This window comes from Streptomyces sp. NPDC059743 (assembly GCF_042732975.1).
Lineage (GTDB): Bacteria > Actinomycetota > Actinomycetes > Streptomycetales > Streptomycetaceae > Streptomyces.
Window position 1 is genome coordinate 16173 of sequence record NZ_JBHWGS010000014.1, and the last position, 18559, is coordinate 34731.

General features: G+C 69.7%; 15 protein-coding genes and 1 pseudogene. 13 read left to right on the plus strand and 3 right to left on the minus strand.

Annotation, left to right across the window (positions count from 1 at the left end):
* Positions 1-6 precede the first annotated feature (6 nt).
* Complete coding sequence (locus tag ACFV6H_RS24470) at positions 7-2886, minus strand: carbohydrate-binding protein (RefSeq protein WP_385545689.1); 2880 nt, start codon at positions 2884-2886, stop codon at positions 7-9.
* 435 nt (positions 2887-3321) lie between these two features.
* On the opposite strand from ACFV6H_RS24470, the gene ACFV6H_RS24475 reads away from it, so the two are divergent.
* The gene (locus ACFV6H_RS24475; protein WP_384985506.1) at positions 3322-4467 is read left to right on the plus strand and encodes an anion permease; all 1146 of its coding nucleotides are present in this window, start codon (positions 3322-3324) and stop codon (positions 4465-4467) included.
* Between the two features lie 32 nt (positions 4468-4499).
* Positions 4500-4787, plus strand: coding sequence for a hypothetical protein (locus tag ACFV6H_RS24480; RefSeq protein ID WP_384985710.1), 288 nt, complete (start codon positions 4500-4502; stop codon positions 4785-4787).
* A 33-nt stretch (positions 4788-4820) separates the two neighbouring features.
* Here ACFV6H_RS24480 and ACFV6H_RS24485 read toward each other — a convergent pair whose 3' ends face one another.
* Positions 4821-6371 carry a substrate-binding domain-containing protein gene (locus ACFV6H_RS24485; RefSeq protein WP_384985508.1) on the minus strand — a complete coding sequence of 517 codons (1551 nt, stop codon included), beginning with the start codon at positions 6369-6371 and terminating at the stop codon, positions 4821-4823.
* 270 nt (positions 6372-6641) lie between these two features.
* On the opposite strand from ACFV6H_RS24485, the gene ACFV6H_RS24490 reads away from it, so the two are divergent.
* The 8 genes and pseudogenes from ACFV6H_RS24490 to ACFV6H_RS24525 all read left to right on the plus strand — a co-directional run bounded on the left by ACFV6H_RS24490 (position 6642) and on the right by ACFV6H_RS24525 (position 14204).
* The gene (locus ACFV6H_RS24490) at positions 6642-7730 is read left to right on the plus strand and encodes a hydrogenase expression protein HypE (protein WP_385546218.1); all 1089 of its coding nucleotides are present in this window, start codon (positions 6642-6644) and stop codon (positions 7728-7730) included.
* Between the two features lie 94 nt (positions 7731-7824).
* On the plus strand, positions 7825-9609 hold the full coding sequence (locus tag ACFV6H_RS24495; protein ID WP_093597361.1) for a nickel-dependent hydrogenase large subunit: 1785 nt from the start codon (positions 7825-7827) through the stop codon (positions 9607-9609).
* Between the two features lie 66 nt (positions 9610-9675).
* Positions 9676-10626, plus strand: a complete 951-nt coding sequence (locus tag ACFV6H_RS24500) for a NifU family protein (RefSeq protein ID WP_385545694.1) — start codon at positions 9676-9678, stop codon at positions 10624-10626.
* A complete protein-coding gene (locus ACFV6H_RS24505) occupies positions 10623-11291 on the plus strand; it encodes a DUF5947 family protein (RefSeq protein WP_385545697.1) in 669 nt (222 codons plus the stop codon). The genes ACFV6H_RS24500 and ACFV6H_RS24505 overlap by 4 nt, the downstream gene beginning before the upstream one ends.
* A complete protein-coding gene (locus ACFV6H_RS24510; RefSeq protein WP_385545699.1) occupies positions 11288-11986 on the plus strand; it encodes a DUF6084 family protein in 699 nt (232 codons plus the stop codon). The genes ACFV6H_RS24505 and ACFV6H_RS24510 overlap by 4 nt, the downstream gene beginning before the upstream one ends.
* A complete protein-coding gene (locus ACFV6H_RS24515; protein ID WP_385545702.1) occupies positions 11983-13470 on the plus strand; it encodes a hypothetical protein in 1488 nt (495 codons plus the stop codon). Before ACFV6H_RS24510 ends, ACFV6H_RS24515 begins: the two co-directional genes overlap by 4 nt.
* Before the next feature lies 1 nt (position 13471).
* Positions 13472-14005: pseudogene (locus tag ACFV6H_RS24520) on the plus strand (hydrogenase maturation protease); the annotation flags it as partial.
* A 124-nt stretch (positions 14006-14129) separates the two neighbouring features.
* Positions 14130-14204, plus strand: coding sequence for a DUF6893 family small protein (locus ACFV6H_RS24525; protein WP_370748010.1), 75 nt, complete (start codon positions 14130-14132; stop codon positions 14202-14204).
* Between the two features lie 76 nt (positions 14205-14280).
* Here ACFV6H_RS24525 and ACFV6H_RS24530 read toward each other — a convergent pair whose 3' ends face one another.
* Entirely contained in the window at positions 14281-14712 is a 432-nt protein-coding gene (locus tag ACFV6H_RS24530; RefSeq protein ID WP_384781113.1) for a helix-turn-helix transcriptional regulator, read from the minus strand.
* A gap of 212 nt (positions 14713-14924) precedes the next feature.
* Between ACFV6H_RS24530 and ACFV6H_RS24535 the strand changes: the two genes are divergently transcribed.
* The 3 genes from ACFV6H_RS24535 to hypF are packed head-to-tail and all read left to right on the plus strand — an operon-like array spanning position 14925 to position 18500.
* Positions 14925-15347, plus strand: a complete 423-nt coding sequence (locus ACFV6H_RS24535) for a hydrogenase maturation nickel metallochaperone HypA (protein WP_093601131.1) — start codon at positions 14925-14927, stop codon at positions 15345-15347.
* A complete protein-coding gene (gene hypB, locus ACFV6H_RS24540) occupies positions 15331-16125 on the plus strand; it encodes a hydrogenase nickel incorporation protein HypB (protein ID WP_385545706.1) in 795 nt (264 codons plus the stop codon). Before ACFV6H_RS24535 ends, hypB begins: the two co-directional genes overlap by 17 nt.
* Positions 16122-18500 carry a carbamoyltransferase HypF gene (hypF, locus tag ACFV6H_RS24545; protein WP_385545708.1) on the plus strand — a complete coding sequence of 793 codons (2379 nt, stop codon included), beginning with the start codon at positions 16122-16124 and terminating at the stop codon, positions 18498-18500. The genes hypB and hypF overlap by 4 nt, the downstream gene beginning before the upstream one ends.
* Positions 18501-18559 lie beyond the last annotated feature (59 nt).

Genomic DNA, 18559 nt, shown 5'->3' on the forward strand with positions numbered 1-18559 from the left:
CGTACGTCACTTGGTGAGGGTGAGGGTGTCGATGTCGAACAGGGAGCCGGCGCCGCCGGTGAAGGTCAGGAACAGAGCTCCCGAACCGGCCGTGCCGGTCAGGGGGGTGGTGACCGTGGTGAAGGTCTCCCAGCCACCGGTCACCGGTACGGCCACGGAACCGAGCACCGCTCCGGTGGCTGATCCGGAACGGACCTGGATGGTGCCGCCGGCCCCGGCCGAGGAGACCTTCGCGCTGAAGGCCGTGGCCCCGGCGGTGGGAACGGAGGCATAGCCCGCCCAGTCACCATTCTCTATGTAGCCGAGCGTCTTGCCACCGCTGGCCGCGGCGTGGTCGGCGGCCTGGACGCCCAGGGACGAGGAGAACGACTCGCCCTCCACGGTCTGGCTCGTCGGCGTGCTGCCGGTGGCGAAGGTGAAGGCGTCGAGGTCGAACAGGTTGCCCTGGCCCGTCGGTCCCTTGAAGACGAGGAAGAGCTCCGTGGAGGCCGTCGGGGCGTTGGCCAGATTGGCCGAGACATCGGTGAAGGTCTCCCAGCCGCCTGTCACCGGTACGGTCACCGTACCGAGCAGGGTGCCGGTGGCCGAGCCGGCCCGTACCTCGATGGTGCCGCCGGTGCCGCCGGACGAGACGCGGGCGGTGATGCGGTTGGCGTTGCCCAGGGCGTAGGGCTTGAAGGAGATCCAGTCGCCGTTGTCGGTGAAGCCGACCGTGTTGCCGCCCTCGGCGGTGCCGTGCGCGGCCACCTGGATGCCGGACTGCGCGGAGAAGTGCTCGGCCTGCCGGTGGCGGGGCTGGAGGACACGGGCGCTGTGCGTGGTCAGTCCGGCGCCGTCGGTGTACTCGGCGTCGAAGACACCGTAGATATTGGCGGCACTGTCGTGCTCACCGTCGGTCGGGACGGCGATCGTACCGGTGCAGCCGTTCTTCGAGGTGATCGCGTGACGGTGCTCGTCATGGCCGAGGAGATAGGTCACCTTGACCTTGGCACAGTCGATGGCGCCGTCCTCCGGGTCGCTGACGGTGACCGAGAAGGGCACGGTGTCACCGAAGGAGAACAGTTCACCGTCCTTGGGACCGGTGAGATTGACGGTGGGCGCCGTGTTGCCCGCCGTCACCACCAGACTCGCCGTGCCGGTGAGGCCCTCCGGGTCCCTGACGGTCAGAGTCGGACGGAAGGTGCCCGCGGTGGTGTAGGTGTGCGACGGGTTGGCGGCGGTGGAGGTGGTGCCGTCGCCGAAGTTCCAGGAGTACGTCAGGGCCTTGCCCTCGGGGTCGGAGCTGCCCGCCGAGGAGAACGCGACGGTGAGCGGGACCGCTCCCGAGGTCTTGTCGGCCGCCGCGGCGGCGATCGGGTTGCGGTTGCTGCCGCCGATGTACTCGATCCGGTACAGGGCCTGGTTGTTGGCGCCGGTGCCGTAGTCGAGCACGTACAGCGCGCCGTCCGGGCCGAAGGCCTGGTCCATGACCTGGGTGCCGGTCCACGGGAAGCTCTCGATGACACCGGGGGTGCCGTCGGCCTTCACCTCGATGGGCTTGATCCACTTCCGGCCGTACTCGGCGGCGAAGAAGTAACCGTTGAGCGACTGCGGGAACTTCACATTGGAGTTCAGGTTCGGGTCGTAGCGGTAGACCGGTCCGCCCATGGGCGACTCGGAGCCGCCGCCGAACTCGGGCGGGGAGCCGGCGTCGCCGCCGTACTTGATCCAGCTCGGCTTGGCCGGAGGCAGAGTGGCCTGACCGGTGTTGCGGAAGGAGTTGTTGGTCGGGCCGCCGGCGCAGTTGTACTTCGCTCCGGAGGGACCGTTCGGGAAGGTGTACTCACCGTAGGTCTCGGCGGCGGTGTTCGTGCCGGTGCAGTACGGCCAGCCGTAGTTCCCCGGCGCGGTGATGCGGTTGAACTCGACCTGGCCGCTGGGGCCGCGCCCGCCGCCGTCGGTGCCTCCGGCGTCGGGGCCGTAGTCGCCGAGGTAGACGATGCCGGTGGCCTTGTCGACGGACATCCGGAACGGGTTGCGGAAGCCCATCGCGTAGATCTCGGGCCGGGTGTTGGCCGTACCGGGAGCGAAGAGGTTGCCGGCCGGGACGGTGTAGCCGCCGGCGGCCGTCGGCTTGATCCTGAGGACCTTGCCGCGCAGGTCGTTGGTGTTGCCCGAGGAGCGCTGGGCGTCGAACTGCGGGTTACGCTCGGTCCGTTCGTCGATCGGCGAGTAGCCGGCCGACTCGAACGGGTTGGTGTCGTCACCGGTGGTGAGGTACAGGTTCCCGGCGGCGTCGAAGTCGATGTCACCGCCCACGTGGCAGCACTGCCCGCGGTCGTTGGGCACTTCGAGGACGACCTTCTCGCTCGCCATGTCGAGCGTGCCGTCCGTCTTCAGCGTGAACCGCGAGAGGTTGAGGTGGCCCTTCCACGGCTCGAAGGAGGCGGCGTTGCCGGTGACCGGCGCGTCGCCGCCCGGAGTGGTCAGCTTGGGCGAGTAGTACAGGTAGAGATAGCGGTTCGAGGCGAAGCCCGGGTCGGCCGCTATGCCCTGGAGCCCTTCCTCGTCATGCGTGTAGACGTCCAGCTTGCCGGCCGTCTTCGTGTTGCCCGCGGCGTCCGTGTACCGGACCGTGCCATCGCGGGCCGTGTGGACGACCGCGCGGTCCGGCAGGACCGCGAGGGACATTGCCTCGCCCAACTCGGCGCCACCGAGGGCGAGTTGTACCTGCTGATAGTCGCCGGGCGGAATGACGGCGGGCGCTGCGGGCGCTGCGACGGCCGCCGGGGCGCCGGCCGCGGGCACCGCGACGGCGCCACCGCCGACGATCAGCGCCAACGCGGTGAGCCATCGTGACCAGAGGCGTCTCGGCCTCTGTCCTGACAGTCGTGACGGTCCTGACATGGAGCATCCTTCCTGACCTTGCGGGGGGTGTGAGCAAGGCATGGGCGCGCGACATCGCGCTGCCGTGTCACTGAGGGAAGAACCTGCGCTCGGGTGATGTCCCGTCACCCGTGCAACAGCCGTACCGGTCTGGCGAAGTGGATTCGATGCGGCGTCAACGTAATTGCGAGAACTCGCTAAGGTTTTGCAGCCTGGCAATGGGATCTTAATTTGTCAAGGCAATGTCAAAATTCCGGAACCGGCTCCCCGGACACGGCTGACGGCCCGTCGGCACGGTTCGGGGCATCACGGTCCACACATCGCACACGGCACACAGGCCTCATAGGGCGCACTCGGGTGCCAAGAGGCTGATCCACTCATCCTTTGGGAGGAAGCACCCGGAGTCCCCACAGCGCCTGTCGGCGGGGTACCGGCCGCTGCGCTTGGATGAGGCGAATGGACCACATCACCTTTCTTGTGGGCGTGGTGATCCTGACCGCCCTGGCGTTCGACTTCACCAACGGATTCCACGACACCGCGAACGCCATGGCGACCTCGATCGCCACCGGGGCGTTGCGTCCCAAGGTCGCGGTCCTCATCAGCGGCGTACTCAATCTCGTGGGGGCGTTCCTCTCCACCCAGGTCGCCAGAACGATCTCCGGCGGCATCGTGAACGACAGCCTGGTCACTCCGGGCATGGTCTTCGCCGGGCTGATCGGTGCGACCCTGTGGAATCTGCTGACCTGGCTGGTGGGCCTGCCGTCCAGCTCCTCGCACGCCCTGTTCGGAGGGCTGATCGGTGCCGTATGGGTGGGCGCGGGCCGGCACGGTGTGCACTTCGATGTGGTGCTTGAGAAGATCATCCTTCCGGCCGTCGCGTCCCCGCTGGTCGCCGGTCTCGCCGCGCTGCTGGCGACCTATCTCGTCTACCGGATCACCGCCCGGGGCCGGGAGACCTCCGTCAACCGCGGATTCCGGCTCGGCCAGGTCGCCTCCGCCTCGCTGGTCTCCATCGCGCACGGCACCAACGACGCCCAGAAGACCATGGGCGTCATCACGCTCACGCTGATCTCCGCGGGCGCGCTCGCGCCGGGCTCGGGACCGCCGCTGTGGGTCATCGCCTCGGCCGGCCTGGCGATCGCCCTCGGTACCTATCTCGGCGGCTGGCGGATCATCAGAACCATGGGCAGAGGTCTCACCGACATCCGCGCCCCGCAGGGCTTCACCGCCGAGTCCTCCGCCACGACCGTGATCCTGACCTCCGCGCACCTCGGCTTCGCCCTCTCCACCACCCAGGTCTGCTCCGGCGCCATCCTCGGCGCGGGACTCGGCAGAAGGCTGGCGGAGGTGCGCTGGGGAATCGCGGGACGTATGGCCATCGGCTGGTGTGTCACGCTTCCCGCGGCCGCGGCCGTGGGCGCGCTCGCCGCCACCATGGTCGTATACGGCGGCACCGTCGGCACGATCGTCGTCGCCCTGGCCGCCGCCGCCGTGGCGGCCTTCATCGTGATCGTCTCCCGCCGCAATCCGGTGCATTCGGGCAATGTCAACGACGAGAACACCGTCACGATCCGCTCCCGGGCCGCCAAGGCGAATGTCTGATGGAAGAGGACCACATGGCCCCGCAGAACCGCATGGCGCCGCAGATCCATTTGGCCCCGCAGAACCGTTCGGCGCTGGACTGGAGCGGGCTGGGCGAGGTGGCCCTCGTCAGCATCGGCGCCACCGTGGGAGTCGTCTTCGTCTTCGCGCTCGGTGTGCGCCTCCTCTCGCAGCGGGACGAGCCCGACGGCCGCCCGCGCCTCGCCGGAGGCCGCCGACGGCCTTCTCCGCTGGCGAGGGCCGTCGCCGGGCTGTGCTTTCTCGCCTGCGCGGCGGCCGTCGCGTACGGCCTGTATCTGATCGTTCCGCAGTTCCACTGAGCCGTCACCGGCCCGCAGTGTCACTGAGCGGCGTCACTGCGCCGCGTCACCGGCGCAGATGGTCTGTCCCTTCGGTGACGAGCACGGCAGATGGCCATGTGCGCGGACCACATCCTGACCGCTGCCGCGCAGCAGATAGTTGAGAAAGCTGGCCACGAGGGAGTCGGCGGGCGGGTTGCCGTAGGTGTACGCGTACTCGACCTCCCGGAACGGGTAGTCGCCGTCGGCGATGGTGTCCGAGGACGCGGCCTCTCCGTTCAGGCTCAGCGTGTGCAGTCCCTTCGGCAGGGCGCCGGAGCGCAGCTCGGCGTATCCGATGGCTCCGTCGGTGCCGGCGACGGTGGCGAGGACCCGGTCGGTGCTGTCGAGTTCGCAGCGGAAGACCTTGGCGGACGTGTCGTCCTTGCTGCCGCAGTCGGCCGAGGAGTAGGCCGGTTCGTAGACGCCGCCGAGCACACGGTCGCGGAAGATGTCACGGGTGCCGGAGCCCGATTTCCGGCTGGCGAGGATGATGGGCAGGCCCTTCGGACCGCCCAGCCGCTCGTCGTCCCACTCGCTGATGTCGCCTCGGTAGATGGCACGGACCTGCTCGGTCGTCAGGTCGCGCAGCGTCACCTTGTCGTTGGCGACAAGGGTGTAGACGGAGACGGCGACCGGATTCTCGCTCAGCTCGGGAAAGCGGCCGTCACCCTTGGGCACGTCGGACAGTGCGATCAGTGCGGGGGTGCCGCCCTTCGCCGCGGCGCCGCGCTCGTCCAGCTCCTGGAGGCCCTCCTCGCTGCTGCGCGCGTCGACGGTGACGGTGGAGCCGGCGCAGTCCCGCATGTACTTGGCCGCCAGGTCCTCGGCGACCGGCTCGAACGCCGTGGAGCCGGTGATGGTCAGCTCGCCCTTCGCGCAGCCCATCGGCGGCCTGACGTCGTCCCGTACGACGATGATCGAGGCCAGTACGACCACACAGGCCGTGAGCAGTACGGTGATCATCCGGGTGGCCCTGCTGAACACGGGCGGAGTGTCGTCGGGCGTCGTGCTGCGGTTCGGATAGACCCCGCCGTCCCTGATCCCTCCGCTGACCCGGATCGCGTCACCGACCGCTCCACCGGTGAGCAGGACGAGCAGCTTGAAGTGCTGGCCGTGGTTGAGCGGCACACGTGGCAGATACACGGTGCCGTCGGCGTAGCGCAGCCCGGCCGCCGGTGAGAAGTGGTCCAGCAGATGGTCGGCGCCCAGCGTCGTGGTGACCGCGATGCCCCGGACCGTACGGCCGGTGAACTCCGCCATCAGACCGTGGAGTTCGCGCCCGGTGTAGTCGGAGTCGGCGATGCTCGTGGAGCCGTCGTTCTCGATCCGCAGCAGGACGAGAGTGGCGTCGGAGAGCTGTGGATTGTCCTGGAAGAGGCCCAGCCGTACGCCGGCCCTGCCGGTGCGCTCCGCGCTGCTCACCGGAGTGTCGAGCTGGACCCGGTATCCGATACGGGTACGGCGCGGCACCCGGCGTTCGTACCAGAGCACACCCAGTGAGGCGATGATGCCCAGGGCCGCGGTGACCACGGCGATGACATTCTCCGCGCTGAGCCATTCCATGGCGGAGCGCCCCCCTCCGAACCCGAAGCCCCGAACCGAATCCAAAGCTCGAACATGCGACCGACGAAGAATCGTCCGGTCACCGTACGGTCGCCCTGGCCGGTGAACCGCCCACTTCGCCGTCCGGTGCGCTGTTGTTCGCCGAAGGTTCACGGGAGTTCGTTCATGGAAGCCCAGTTCGCGGAAGTTCATAGGACCGTCCCGCACTTACCCAGCCCGCCCGATTCGGTTATCCAGGGAGGGACGCTCTTCACCGATGAGGAGGGCATGATGGATACCGCCGCATCAGTTGCCAAGGATGGCGCGACACCCGCCGGATCGAACGCGGAAGAACTTCCCACCGTCCATATCCTCTGGATCAACGCCGGTCTGAGCTGCGACGGAGACTCCGTCTCGCTCACCGCGGCCAGTCAGCCGAGTATCGAGGAAATCGCCCTCGGCGCCCTTCCCGGACTGCCCAAGGTGGCCGTGCACTGGCCTCTGATCGATTTCGAATGCGGGCCCGTCCAGGGCGCGGACAATTTCATCGAATGGTTCTTCAAGGCGGACCGCGGAGAGATCGAGCCATTCGTTCTGGTCATCGAGGGATCCATTCCGAATGAGGCGGTCAAGAGCGAGGGTTACTGGTGCGGATTCGGGGACGATCCCGAGACCGGCCAGCCCATCACCACGAGTGAGTGGATCGACCGGCTCGCGCCCAAGGCACTGGCCGTCGTGGCGATCGGCACCTGTGCCACCTACGGCGGTATCCACGCCATGGAGGGCAATCCCACCGGAGCGATGGGCGTGCCCGACTATCTGGGCTGGGACTGGAAGTCGGGAGCGGGCATTCCGATCGTCTGTATCCCCGGCTGCCCGGTGCACCCGGACAATGCCTCGGAGACACTGCTCTATCTCCTCTACCAGGCCGCCGGATCCGCGCCGATGATCCCGCTCGACGAGCAGCTCCGCCCGACCTGGCTGTTCGGCGCGACCGTCCACGAGGGATGCGACCGGGCCGGCTACTACGAGCAGGGCCAGTTCGCCACCGAGTACGGCTCACCGCAGTGTCTGGTGAAGCTGGGCTGCTGGGGTCCCGTGGTCAAGTGCAATGTCCCCAAGCGCGGCTGGATCAACGGGGTCGGCGGCTGTCCCAATGTGGGCGGCATCTGTATCGCCTGCACGATGCCCGGATTCCCGGACAAGTTCATGCCCTTCATGGATGAACCTCCGGGCGGTCATGTCTCCGCGGCGGCCAGCGGCGCGTACGGCAAGGTCATCCGCCGGCTGCGCGGTGTCACGGCCAGGACCGTCGACAAGGAACCGAAGTGGCGCCGCAAGGGCGAAAAGGTCCTGACCGGCTACCACCCTCCGTGGTGATCCGCCCGGCATCCGAAGCCCGACGCCTGACATCCGATCACCCGACGCCTGAGAGAGCGAGCCCCTCCCCACCGCCCGGAAAGGTGCGCAGCCCATGGTGCCGACGACCAAGCAAGCCGAGGACGGCAGCGGCCTGACGGAGATGTCCTGGGATCCGATCACCCGGATCGTGGGCAGCCTCGGTATCCACACGAAGATCGACTTCCAGCGCAAGCGGGTGGCGGAGTGCTACAGCACCTCCTCCGTCTTCCGCGGCTACAGCGTCTTCATGCGCGGCAAGGACCCGCGTGACGCGCACTTCATCACCAGCCGTATCTGCGGTATCTGCGGCGACAATCACGCGACCTGTTCGGTGTATACGCAGAACATGGCGTACGGCGTGAAGCCTCCGCACCTCGGCGAGTGGATCATGAATCTCGGCGAAGCCGCGGAGTACATGTTCGACCACAACATCTTCCAGGAGAATCTGGTGGGTGTGGACTACTGCGAGAAGATGGTCCGCGAGACCAATCCCGGTGTCCTGGAGCTGGCCGAACGAACCGAGGCGCCGCACGCGGGCGACCACGGCTACCGCACCATCGCCGACATCATGCGCTCGCTCAATCCGCTGGAGGGCGAGTTCTACCGTGAGGCGCTGCATGTCAGCCGCTACACACGGGAGATGTTCTGTCTGATGGAGGGCCGCCATGTGCATCCCTCCACGCTCTACCCGGGCGGCGTCGGCACCGTGGCGACCATCCAGCTCTTCACGGACTATCTGACGCGCCTGACGCGGTACGTGGAGTTCATGAAGCGGGTCGTCCCGCTCCACGACGACCTGTTCGACTTCTTCTACGAGGCGCTGCCCGGGTACGAGGAGGTCGGCCGGCGCCGGGTACTGCTCGGCTGCTGGGGCGCGCTCAACGACCCGGCGCACTGCGACTTCACCTACCGGAACATGTCCGAGTGGGGCCGGCGGATGTTTGTCACACCGGGCGTGATCGTCGACGGCAGACTGGTCACCAACGATCTGGTCGACATCAATCTCGGTATCCGGATCCTGCTCGGCAGTTCGTACTACGACGACTGGGCGGGCCAGGAGACCTTCGTGGACCGCGATCCGCTGGGCAATCCCGTGGACCCGCGCCATCCGTGGAACCAGCACACTCTCCCGGCGCCGCAGAAGCGGGACTTCGCGGACAAGTACAGCTGGGTGATGTCCCCGCGCTGGTTCGACGGCACGGACCATCTCGCGCTGGACACCGGCGGCGGGCCGCTCGCCCGGCTGTGGTCCACGGCCCTGTCCGGACTGGTCGACTTCGGCTATGTCCGGGCCACCGGCCACAGCGTCGAGATCAATCTGCCGCGCACCATGACCAAGCCGGAGACCACCTTCGAATGGCGGATCCCCCGGTGGAGCAACGCCCTGGAGCGCAACCGCGCGCGGACATACTTCCAGGCGTACGCGGCGGCCTGCGCCCTGCACTTCGCCGAGCAGGCGATGGAGGAGGTCCGCGCCGGCCGCACCCAGACCTGGGAGAGCTTCGAGGTCCCGGACGAGTCCATCGGTGTCGGTTTCACGGAGGCGGTACGCGGTGTGCTCTCCCACCACATGGTGATCAGGGACGGCAAGATCGCCAACTACCATCCGTATCCGCCCACTCCGTGGAACGCCAGCGTGCGCGACTCGTACGGCACGCCGGGACCGTACGAGGACGCGGTGCAGAACACACCGATCTTCGAGGAGAACCCGCCGGACAGCTTCAAGGGCATCGACATCATGCGGACGGTGCGGAGCTTTGATCCCTGTCTGCCGTGCGGCGTGCATATGTACGTCGGCGGCGGCAGGACCGTCCGGGAGACCCATCTGCCCACCGGGCTCAGCGGTTTGGGCGGCTGACACCGGTCCTGGTCCTGGTCCCGAGGTCCTGACCGAGGTCTCCCACCGGAGGAAAGGCACCGTGACATGGCAGCAACGGCCAAGGAGCAGCGGGCCGGTGAACACATCGGCGCGCTCCTTGATGAACTGGGCAGATCGGTGGGTCCGTCGGGCCGCGATCTCGCGGACGAACTCGTGCGGAGCATTGTCGAGTTCTACGGTTCGGGCCTGGCCCGTATCGTCGAGCTGCTGGGCGACCGGCCGGACGGCACCGATCCGCTGGCTCTGCTCGGCGGCGACGAACTCGTCGGCGGGCTGCTGATCCTGCACGATCTGCACCCGGACAACACGCTCACCCGGGTGGAGCGGGCGCTGGAGGAGGTCCGTCCATATCTCGGCTCGCACGCCGGTGATGTGGAGATCGCCGGAATCGGCGCGGAGGCGGACGACGACGGGACCGAGGGCCGGACCTTGCGGCTGCGGCTGCGCGGGAGTTGCGACGGCTGTCCTTCCTCCGCCCAGACCGTGCGCTGGACGATCGAGGAGGCCGTGGCGCGCCACGCGCCCGAGATCGGGTGCGTGGAGGTCGACGGTGTAGCGGAGGAAAAGCCGCAGCCGAAGCTCCTCCAGATCATGTCCCGGCCGCCGGACGCGACGGCGGGCGCTGTCCCTTCGGGCGGGACCGCCACCGGAACCACCACCGGGGACGCTCCGGCCGAGTGGCATCCACTGCCGGATCCGCCCGCCACCGAAGGCAGGACCAGAGTGTGCGAGGTGGCGGGCACGGCGCTGCTGCTGGTCCGGCTGCCCGGCAATCTCTACGCCTACCGCGACCACTGTCCGGTCTGTGCGGGCGGGCTGGGCGGCGCGGCGCTGGTGGACGGCGAGCGGCTGCGCTGTCCGGACTGCGCCGAGGAGTACGAGATCCGTGGCGCGGGACGAGGCGCACGGGGCCGGCTGGAGCCCGTACCTCTGCTGGAGGAGAACGGCTCCGTACGGGTCGCCCTGCCGGGCACGCTGCTGACGGCAAAGCCATGAGCACCCGCCCTGCCCGTATCCCGGGCATACCTCCCGGGCTGCGCGGATTCACCCGTCGACCACCGCGCGCCGAGGAGCGGTGCGAGCTGTGCGCCGAGTCGCTGGCCGGGGAACACCGGCATCTCGTGGACATCGGGAAACGCTCGCTGATGTGCGCCTGCGCGGGCTGCTATCTGCTCTTCACCCGGCCGGGCGCGGGCGCGGGACGCTTCCGGGCGGTGCCCGACCGGTATCTGTCCGACCCGGACTTCACCCTGGACGAGGAGAGCTGGAACCGGCTCCAGATCCCGGTGGGACTCGCGTTCTTCTTCCGTAACTCGGAGTTGGACCGGCTGGCCGCGTTCTATCCGAGCCCCGCGGGCGCCACGGAGAGCGAGCTGGATCCGGACACCTGGCGGGAGGTCCTCGGCTCCGGCCGGCTGGCGGCCCTGCTCCAGCCCGACACGGAGGCGCTGCTGGTCCGGCGGGAGCGCGGCGCGGACGGAATCGGCGCGGGCGAGTGCTATCTGGTGCCCGTCGACGCCTGTTACGAGCTGGTGGGCCGGATGCGGCTGCACTGGCAGGGATTCGACGGCGGCGCCGAGGCCCGCGCGGATCTGACGGACTTCTTCACCCGGGTCAGGGCGAAGGCCCGGCCACCGACCGGACGGGAGGACGGCCGATGACCGATCTCACGTTCACCTGTGCGGACGTACGGCCGGAACCGTACGGCACGGGCCCGACGCTGCTGTTCCGGCTGCGGATCGAGGCGGACGATCCGGCGGCACGGATCCATGCGGTCGCCCTGCGCTGTCAGATGCGGATCGAGCCCGTCCAACGGCGGTACACACCGGCCGAGATGGAGATGCTGGGCGATCTCTTCGGTGAGCCGGAGCGCTGGAGCACCACTCTCAAGCCGCTCCAGTTCGCGCATGCCTCGGTGACGGTGCCCGGCTTCACGGGCGCCATTGAGATCGAACTGCCGGTGGTCTGTACGTACGACATGGAGGTGGCCTCGGCCAAGTACTTCCGCGCGCTCGCGGACGGCGAGGTACCGCTGCTCCTGCTGTTCTCGGGCACGGTCTTCTCCGGTGACCGTGGCTTTGTGGCTGAGCCGGTCGCCTGGCACAAGGAGACCGCGTTCCGTATGCCGGTGAAGGTCTGGCAGAACATGATCGAGCAGTACTTCCCGGGCTCCGGCTGGCTGCGTGTCCGCGACGACTGTCTCGACGCGCTGCGCCGGTTCCGTTCGGAGCGTGCCCTGCCGTCCTGGGAGCGGACCTTCGAGGAACTGCTGCGCACGGCCGGTGCCACGGACACCGGTGCCACGGACGCCGACGGCACAGACGCCGGCGGCACCGGTCGAGGAGACCGGTCATGACGGCGGGCTTCGAGGAGGCGCGCCGGGTCGCCGACGCCCTGCTGTTCGAGGGATATGTGCTCTATCCCTACCGGGCGTCGGCCCGCAAGAACCAACTGCGCTGGCAGTTCGGCGTACTGGTACCGCCCTCCTGGGCCGAGGCGCACGGCGAGCACGCGGAGCAGCGTACGGAGTGTCTCCTCGAACCTCGCCGGGCCGACCGTCTCGATGTCGAGCTGCGCTTCCTCCAGGTGCGCCGCCGCACGGTGGAGCGTCGCGTACCGGGCGGCGACGGCTGGAGCGAGGTGCCGCGACTCGACCTGGCCGACCGGGTGCTGGTCCCCTGGGACGAGGGCGAGGAGGAACGGGTCGAGCACCGGATACCGCTCGGTCAACTCGCCGGAGAAGGATGGACGTTGCGCTTCGACCGTCCGTGCGGTGTGGCGCGCGAGCCGGTCCGCGACCACGACGGTACGGGACGGACCGTCGGACGGCTGGTACGGCGCAGCCGGGCGCTGGCGGGCGAGATCCGGCTGGCCACCGAGCCGTTGCCGGGCCCGTACGGCGCGCTGCGGCTGACCGCGACCGTACGCAACATGTCGGAGTGGGCGCCGGAAGGGCGCGAGAGCGACGATCGCGAAGCCGCCCTGCCGTACAGCCTGATCGGCGCGCATCTGCTGCTCGGGCTGCCCGGAGGGCGGTTCCTGTCGATGACGGACCCGCCGGAGTGGGCCAGGACCGCCGCGCGGAGCTGCCGGAATGAACACACCTGGCCGGTACTGGCCGGTGGTGCGGGACGTGATGATGTCCTGCTCTCCTCGCCGATCATCCTGGACGACCATCCCGAGATCGCCGCCGAGAGCCCTGGGCCGCTCTACGACGCCACCGAGATCGACGAGATCCTCTCGCTGCGGACCGCCGCGCTGACCGAGCAGGAGAAACGGGAGGCGCGTGGGACGGACGCGCGGGCGGCCGAGGTGATCGATCTGGTGGACGGTATGCCGGCCGAGGTGATGGAGCGTCTGCACGGCGCGATCCGCGGTCTGCGCGAGGTCACCGGCGAGCGACCGGCTCCGGGGACGCGCGGTCCGGGCACGCCCGATCCGGGGACACGTGGTCCGGGAACACCGGCCGTGCCTCCGGCCGGACTTGAGCTGCCGACCGGTCCGGGGCTGCCCTGGTGGGATCCGGCCCAGGATGTGTACGACCGGCCGGGACAGGACACCGTGACGGTCGGCGGGCGGCTGATCGGCACGGGCAGCAGAGTCGTTCTACGGCCCGGGCTGCGCAGATCCGACGCCCAGGACATCTTTCTGGCGGGCCGTGGCGCGACGGTCGAGGCGGTGCTCCAGGATCTCGACGGCGAGACGCATGTCGCGGTCACCGTCGACGGCGATCCCGGCAGCGACATACGCCGGCAGCAGGGCCGGTTCCTGTACTTCCGCCCGGACGAGCTCGATCCCGATCCCGCCTGCGACGAACCGGCCCGGGAAGGAGGCGGCTGACATGGAGTCCGTACCCCTCCCCGAGGCCTCGGACGCCTCGTACGGCTCGGACGACGCATACGCCTCGTACGGCCGGACCCTGGTCGCCGGGATCGGCAATATCTTCCTCGGTGACGACGGCTTCGGCGTCGAGACACTGCGCCGGCTGAGCGGACGCCAACTGCCTCCGGACGTCGACCTGATGGACACGGGCATCCGAGGCGTCCATCTCGCCTACCGGCTTCTCGACGGCTATCGCAGGCTCATCCTCGTCGACACCGTCGACCGCGGCGCTGCGCCGGGCACCGTCCATGTACTCGAAGTCGACCCGGCCGACCCGGGAACGGCCCCAGCAGCAGCCCCGAACGCGGCCCGGCTGGACGGACACGGTATGGACCCGGCGTCGGTCCTGCGGTTGGTCCATGAGCTGCGCGCGGGAGCCGGCGGCACGCTCCCCGAGCGGATCCTGGTGGTCGGGTGCCAGCCGCTCACCGCCGAGGAGGGCATCGGGCTCAGTGCGCCGGTGGCCGCCGCCGTGGGACCCGCGGCGGAACTGGTCCTCGATCTGGTAGGAGGAGATGAACGTGATCCACGCGATGCACGAGATACGGGCGAGAAAAGGGATGAACCACGCCAAGGAGCCGGATCTGACCTGGCTGTGGGTCTGCGCCGGCGCGGTCATGGCCGCGGTGGCGTACGAGACGGCGAGGTCCGTCCCGGACCTGCGCCGCTATCTGCGGATCCGCCGGATGTGAGCGCTGCGCGCGGTACGAAGGGCGCGAGCGGTACGAGCGGAGGCGCGGACCGGTGAGCCGGGCCCGTGTCCGGCGTTCAGACGGAGCCCGTCCTGCCGGTCGTCGGCGGATGCCCGGACAGCGGATGCCCGGCCGTCGGCCGTGCCTCACCGCCGACGGGACCGGAACCGGGACCGCTCAGTTGCACATAGCGCTCCAGGAACAGATGGAGCGTGCTGTGCAGTTCGCCCAGCCGGACGAACCAGAGCGACAGACTCATCGAGCCCGCCGGAGTGATCTCGTACTCACGGCGGGCGGGCCCGGAGACGGACGCCCGCCACTGGGAGGAGATCTGACCGCCTTTCTCCATGCCGCGCAGCAGCCGGTACACATGCGCGGACTCGGCCTCGGCCCAGCCGAAGGCGCCCAGGCGCTGGGTCAGCTCATATCCGTGGCCCGGCCGCTCGGCGAGCAGCAGCAGGATGACGGGATTCATCAGCGCCCGTCGTTCGGTGTCGTGCGTCGTCATGGCTGCGCTCTCCTGATATGGCCGTGCGACATATGGCCTTTCGACATGTGGCCTTGCACCATGTGGCCGTGGCACACGAGGCCCTGCGACATATGGCCGTGCAACGGTGCCGCTCACCCCGGTCCCACGCTAACCACGCCCGACCACACCGGCCAGCCGTCGTCCGCCGACGCGGCGGCGAGCGCCCGGGCCTCGGAAGCAAGGTGAGACCCGTGCATGAACTGTCCATCGCGACCGCCGTGGTCGCCCAGGTGGAGGAAGCCGTCCGTACCAATGGCGGCGGGCAGGTCACCTCGCTGCGGCTGCGGATCGGTGAACTGGCGGGCGTGGTGCCGGAGGCCCTGCGGTTCTCGTTCGGTCTGGCGAGCGAGGGCACCGTACTCGCCGGTGCCCGGCTGGAGATGGACACCGTTCCCGGTGTGGCCCGCTGTGCCGGCTGTGGCCGGGAGAGCGAGGTGGGAGTGCCACCACTGCTCTGGTGCGCCGACTGCGCGCGGCCTCTGGGCGAGCTGCTCTCGGGCCGGGAACTGGAGATCGCCGAGGTCGTCCTCGCGGATTCCTCGGATGCGCGCCGCCCGGACAGCGGTGACGATCGAGGTACGCCCGAGGAGGCCCCCCATGTGCCGAGTCGTTGATCTGCGCCAGGCCGTACTGGCCGAGAACGACGCCAGTGCCCTGGCGCTGCGCGAGCATCTCGCCGCCCAGGGCACCGTCGAGGTGAATCTGCTGTCCAGCCCGGGCAGCGGCAAGACGGCCCTGCTGGAAGGGCTGCTCTCCCGGGCCGTCGCGGCGGGCACCGCCGTGGCCGCGATCACCGCCGATCTGGCCACCGAGAACGACGCCCGGCGGCTGGCGCGGGCGGGCGCTCCCGTCAAGCAGGTGCTCACGGACGGACTCTGTCATCTGGAGGCGGGCATGCTCCGCGGGCATCTCGACGGCTGGCTGCCTCAGGGCACCCGGGTGCTCTTCGTGGAGAACGTCGGCAATCTGGTCTGTCCCGCCTCGTACGACATCGGGGAGAGCCTGCGGATCGTGCTGGGCTCGGTGACCGAGGGCGAGGACAAGCCGCTCAAGTACCCCACGGCGTTCGGCCTCGCCCAGCTCGTGGTCATCACCAAGACGGACATCGCGGAGGCCGTCGAGTTCGACGGGACGGCGTTCCACCGGAATGTCCGCCAGGTGAATCCGGGAGTGCCGGTGCTGGAGACCTCGGCCCGGACCGGCGCCGGTGTCGACGAGTTGCTCGCGTTCATCCTCGGCTGCGCGGCCGGTGTCCCCGTACACCGGCCGGTACTGGCCCGTCAGCACCACAGCCACGCCGAGGACCCACACCACGGCCACGCCGGCGGCCTCGACCACAGCCACAGCCGTCCCGCACCGTCCGCCGTCCGCGGCACGGCAGAGGCGCCATGAGCGGACGCGTCACCACCGGCACCACCGTCCTCACCTCATCTTCCGCTCCTCGCGAGCGCCGCCATGTCCTCGTGCGCGGAGTGGTGCAGGGCGTCGGCTTCCGCCCGTTCGTCTATACGCTCGCCACCGAACTCGGGCTGACGGGCTGGGTCACCAACAGCGCCGAAGGCGTCAGTACGGAGGTCGAGGGACCGCCTCAGGACGTGGCGGCGTTCTGCGAGCGGCTGGCCACCTGCGCGCCGCCGCTCGCGGTCGTCGAGTCCGTACGCCACAGGCCCGTACCGGCCGTCGGCGGCAGCGGGTTCACCATCCGTCCCTCGTCCGGCGGCCCGGGACGCACCCTGGTCTCTCCCGACATGGCGACCTGCGACGACTGTCTCGCCGAGCTGGCCGATCCCGCCGACCGCCGCTACCGTCATCCCTTCATCTGCTGCACACACTGCGGCCCGCGCTTCACGGTCGTCACCGGACTGCCGTACGACCGGAGCCGGACCACCATGGCCGGCTTTCCGCTCTGCGCCGACTGCGCGCGTGAGTACGAGGATCCCGCCGACCGGCGCTTCCACGCCCAGCCGGTCGCCTGTCACGCCTGCGGGCCACGGCTCTCGCTGATCACGGGAGGGCCCGGCTCGGCCGCCGCGCCCCGGCTGTTCGGCGAGGAGGCGCTGGCCAGGGCCCGTCGGCTGCTGGCCGCGGGAGCGGTTGTCGCGGTGAAGGGACTCGGCGGCTACCACCTCGCCTGTGACGCCTCGGACGCCACCGCCGTACGCCTGCTGCGCGCCCGTAAGAACCGAGGCAGCAAGCCGTTCGCCGTGATGGCCCGTTCGCTGGAGACGGCCGAGCGGCTCGCGTGCGTCGGTCCGGCCGAACGCGCGCTGCTGACCGGCCGGCGCCGGCCCGTCGTACTGCTGCGGCGCCGTGAGGGCGGTGGCTCTCTGGTGGCGGACGGTGTGGCGCCCGGCAGTCCCGATCTCGGTGTGCTGCTGCCGTACACGCCGCTGCACCATCTGCTGCTGGGCCTGCCCGGCGATCCGGCGGGCCCGTCCGTCCTGGTGATGACCAGTGGCAACCGGTCGGGCGAGCCCATCGTGACCGACGACAAGGACGCCCTGACCAGGCTCGGCGCGCTCGCGGACGCCTGGCTCACGCACGACCGGCCGGTGCATGTGCCGTGCGACGACTCGGTGGTACGGATCTGCGCGGGCCAGGAGCTGCCCGTACGCCGCTCCCGCGGCTATGCGCCGCTGCCGATCGCGCTGCCCGTGCCCGTGGAGCCGGCGCTCGCCGTCGGCGGAGATCTGAAGAACGCCTTCTGTGTCGCGGAGGGCGGTTACGCGTGGCTGTCCGCCCATGTCGGCGACATGGACGACCTCGCCACGCTCACCGCCTTCGAGGCGGCCGTCGGCCATCTGACGGAGCTGACCTCGGTGGCGCCCGAAGTGCTGATCGCGGACCGGCATCCGGGCTACCGCTCGGGACAGTGGGCCGAGCGGCACGCCCGGGGCCGTCCGGTCCGCCGTGTACAGCACCACCACGCGCATGTCGCCGCCACGATGGCCGAGCACGGTCTGGACGGCTCGGCTCCGGTGATCGGGGTGGCCTTCGACGGTACGGGGTACGGGGACGACGGCGCGGTGTGGGGCGGCGAGGTGCTGCTCGCGGACTACGACGGCTTCCGGCGCTTCGGCCGGCTGGCGTACGTACCGCTGCCGGGCGGCGACGCCGCCGTACGGAATCCGTACCGTATGGCGCTCTCCCATCTGCGGGCGGCGGGCGTGCGCTGGTCCGAGGCGCTGCCGTGCGTCGCCGCGTGCGCTCCCGGTGAACGGCGGCTGCTGGAGCGGCTGCTGGACCGGAGCGTCGCCTGTGTGCCGACGTCCAGCATGGGACGGCTCTTCGACGCTGTCGCCTCGCTCGCCGGGCTCTGCCACCGCGTGGAGTACGAGGCCCAGGCGGCGATGGCGCTGGAGAGCGCGGCGGTGGCGGCCGGCGGCCCGGCCGACGGCTACCGGTTCGCGCTGCTCCCGGGCCGTCCGGCCGACGGCGCCGAGGTGGTGGCCGATCCGGCTCCGGTCCTGGCCGCGGCGGCACATGACATACGGGCCGGTGCGGACGCGCCGACGGTGGCCGCGCGCTTCCATGGCGCGGTGATCGGTCTGGTGCGTGATCTGTGCCGCGCGGCCCGTGACCGTACGGGCCTGACCACCGTCGCGCTGAGCGGCGGCGTGTTCTGCAACGCCCTGCTGACCGCCGGCTGTACGAAGCGGCTGGAGCGTGACGGCTTCACCGTACTGCGGCACCGCGCGGTGCCACCGAACGACGGCGGGCTGGCACTGGGCCAGTTGATGGTCGCCGCCCGGATCACGACAGGCTGAGACGGCAGACGGCACGACAACGGCTGAGGCAGCACAGGACCGGCCGGGACAGGCCGAGC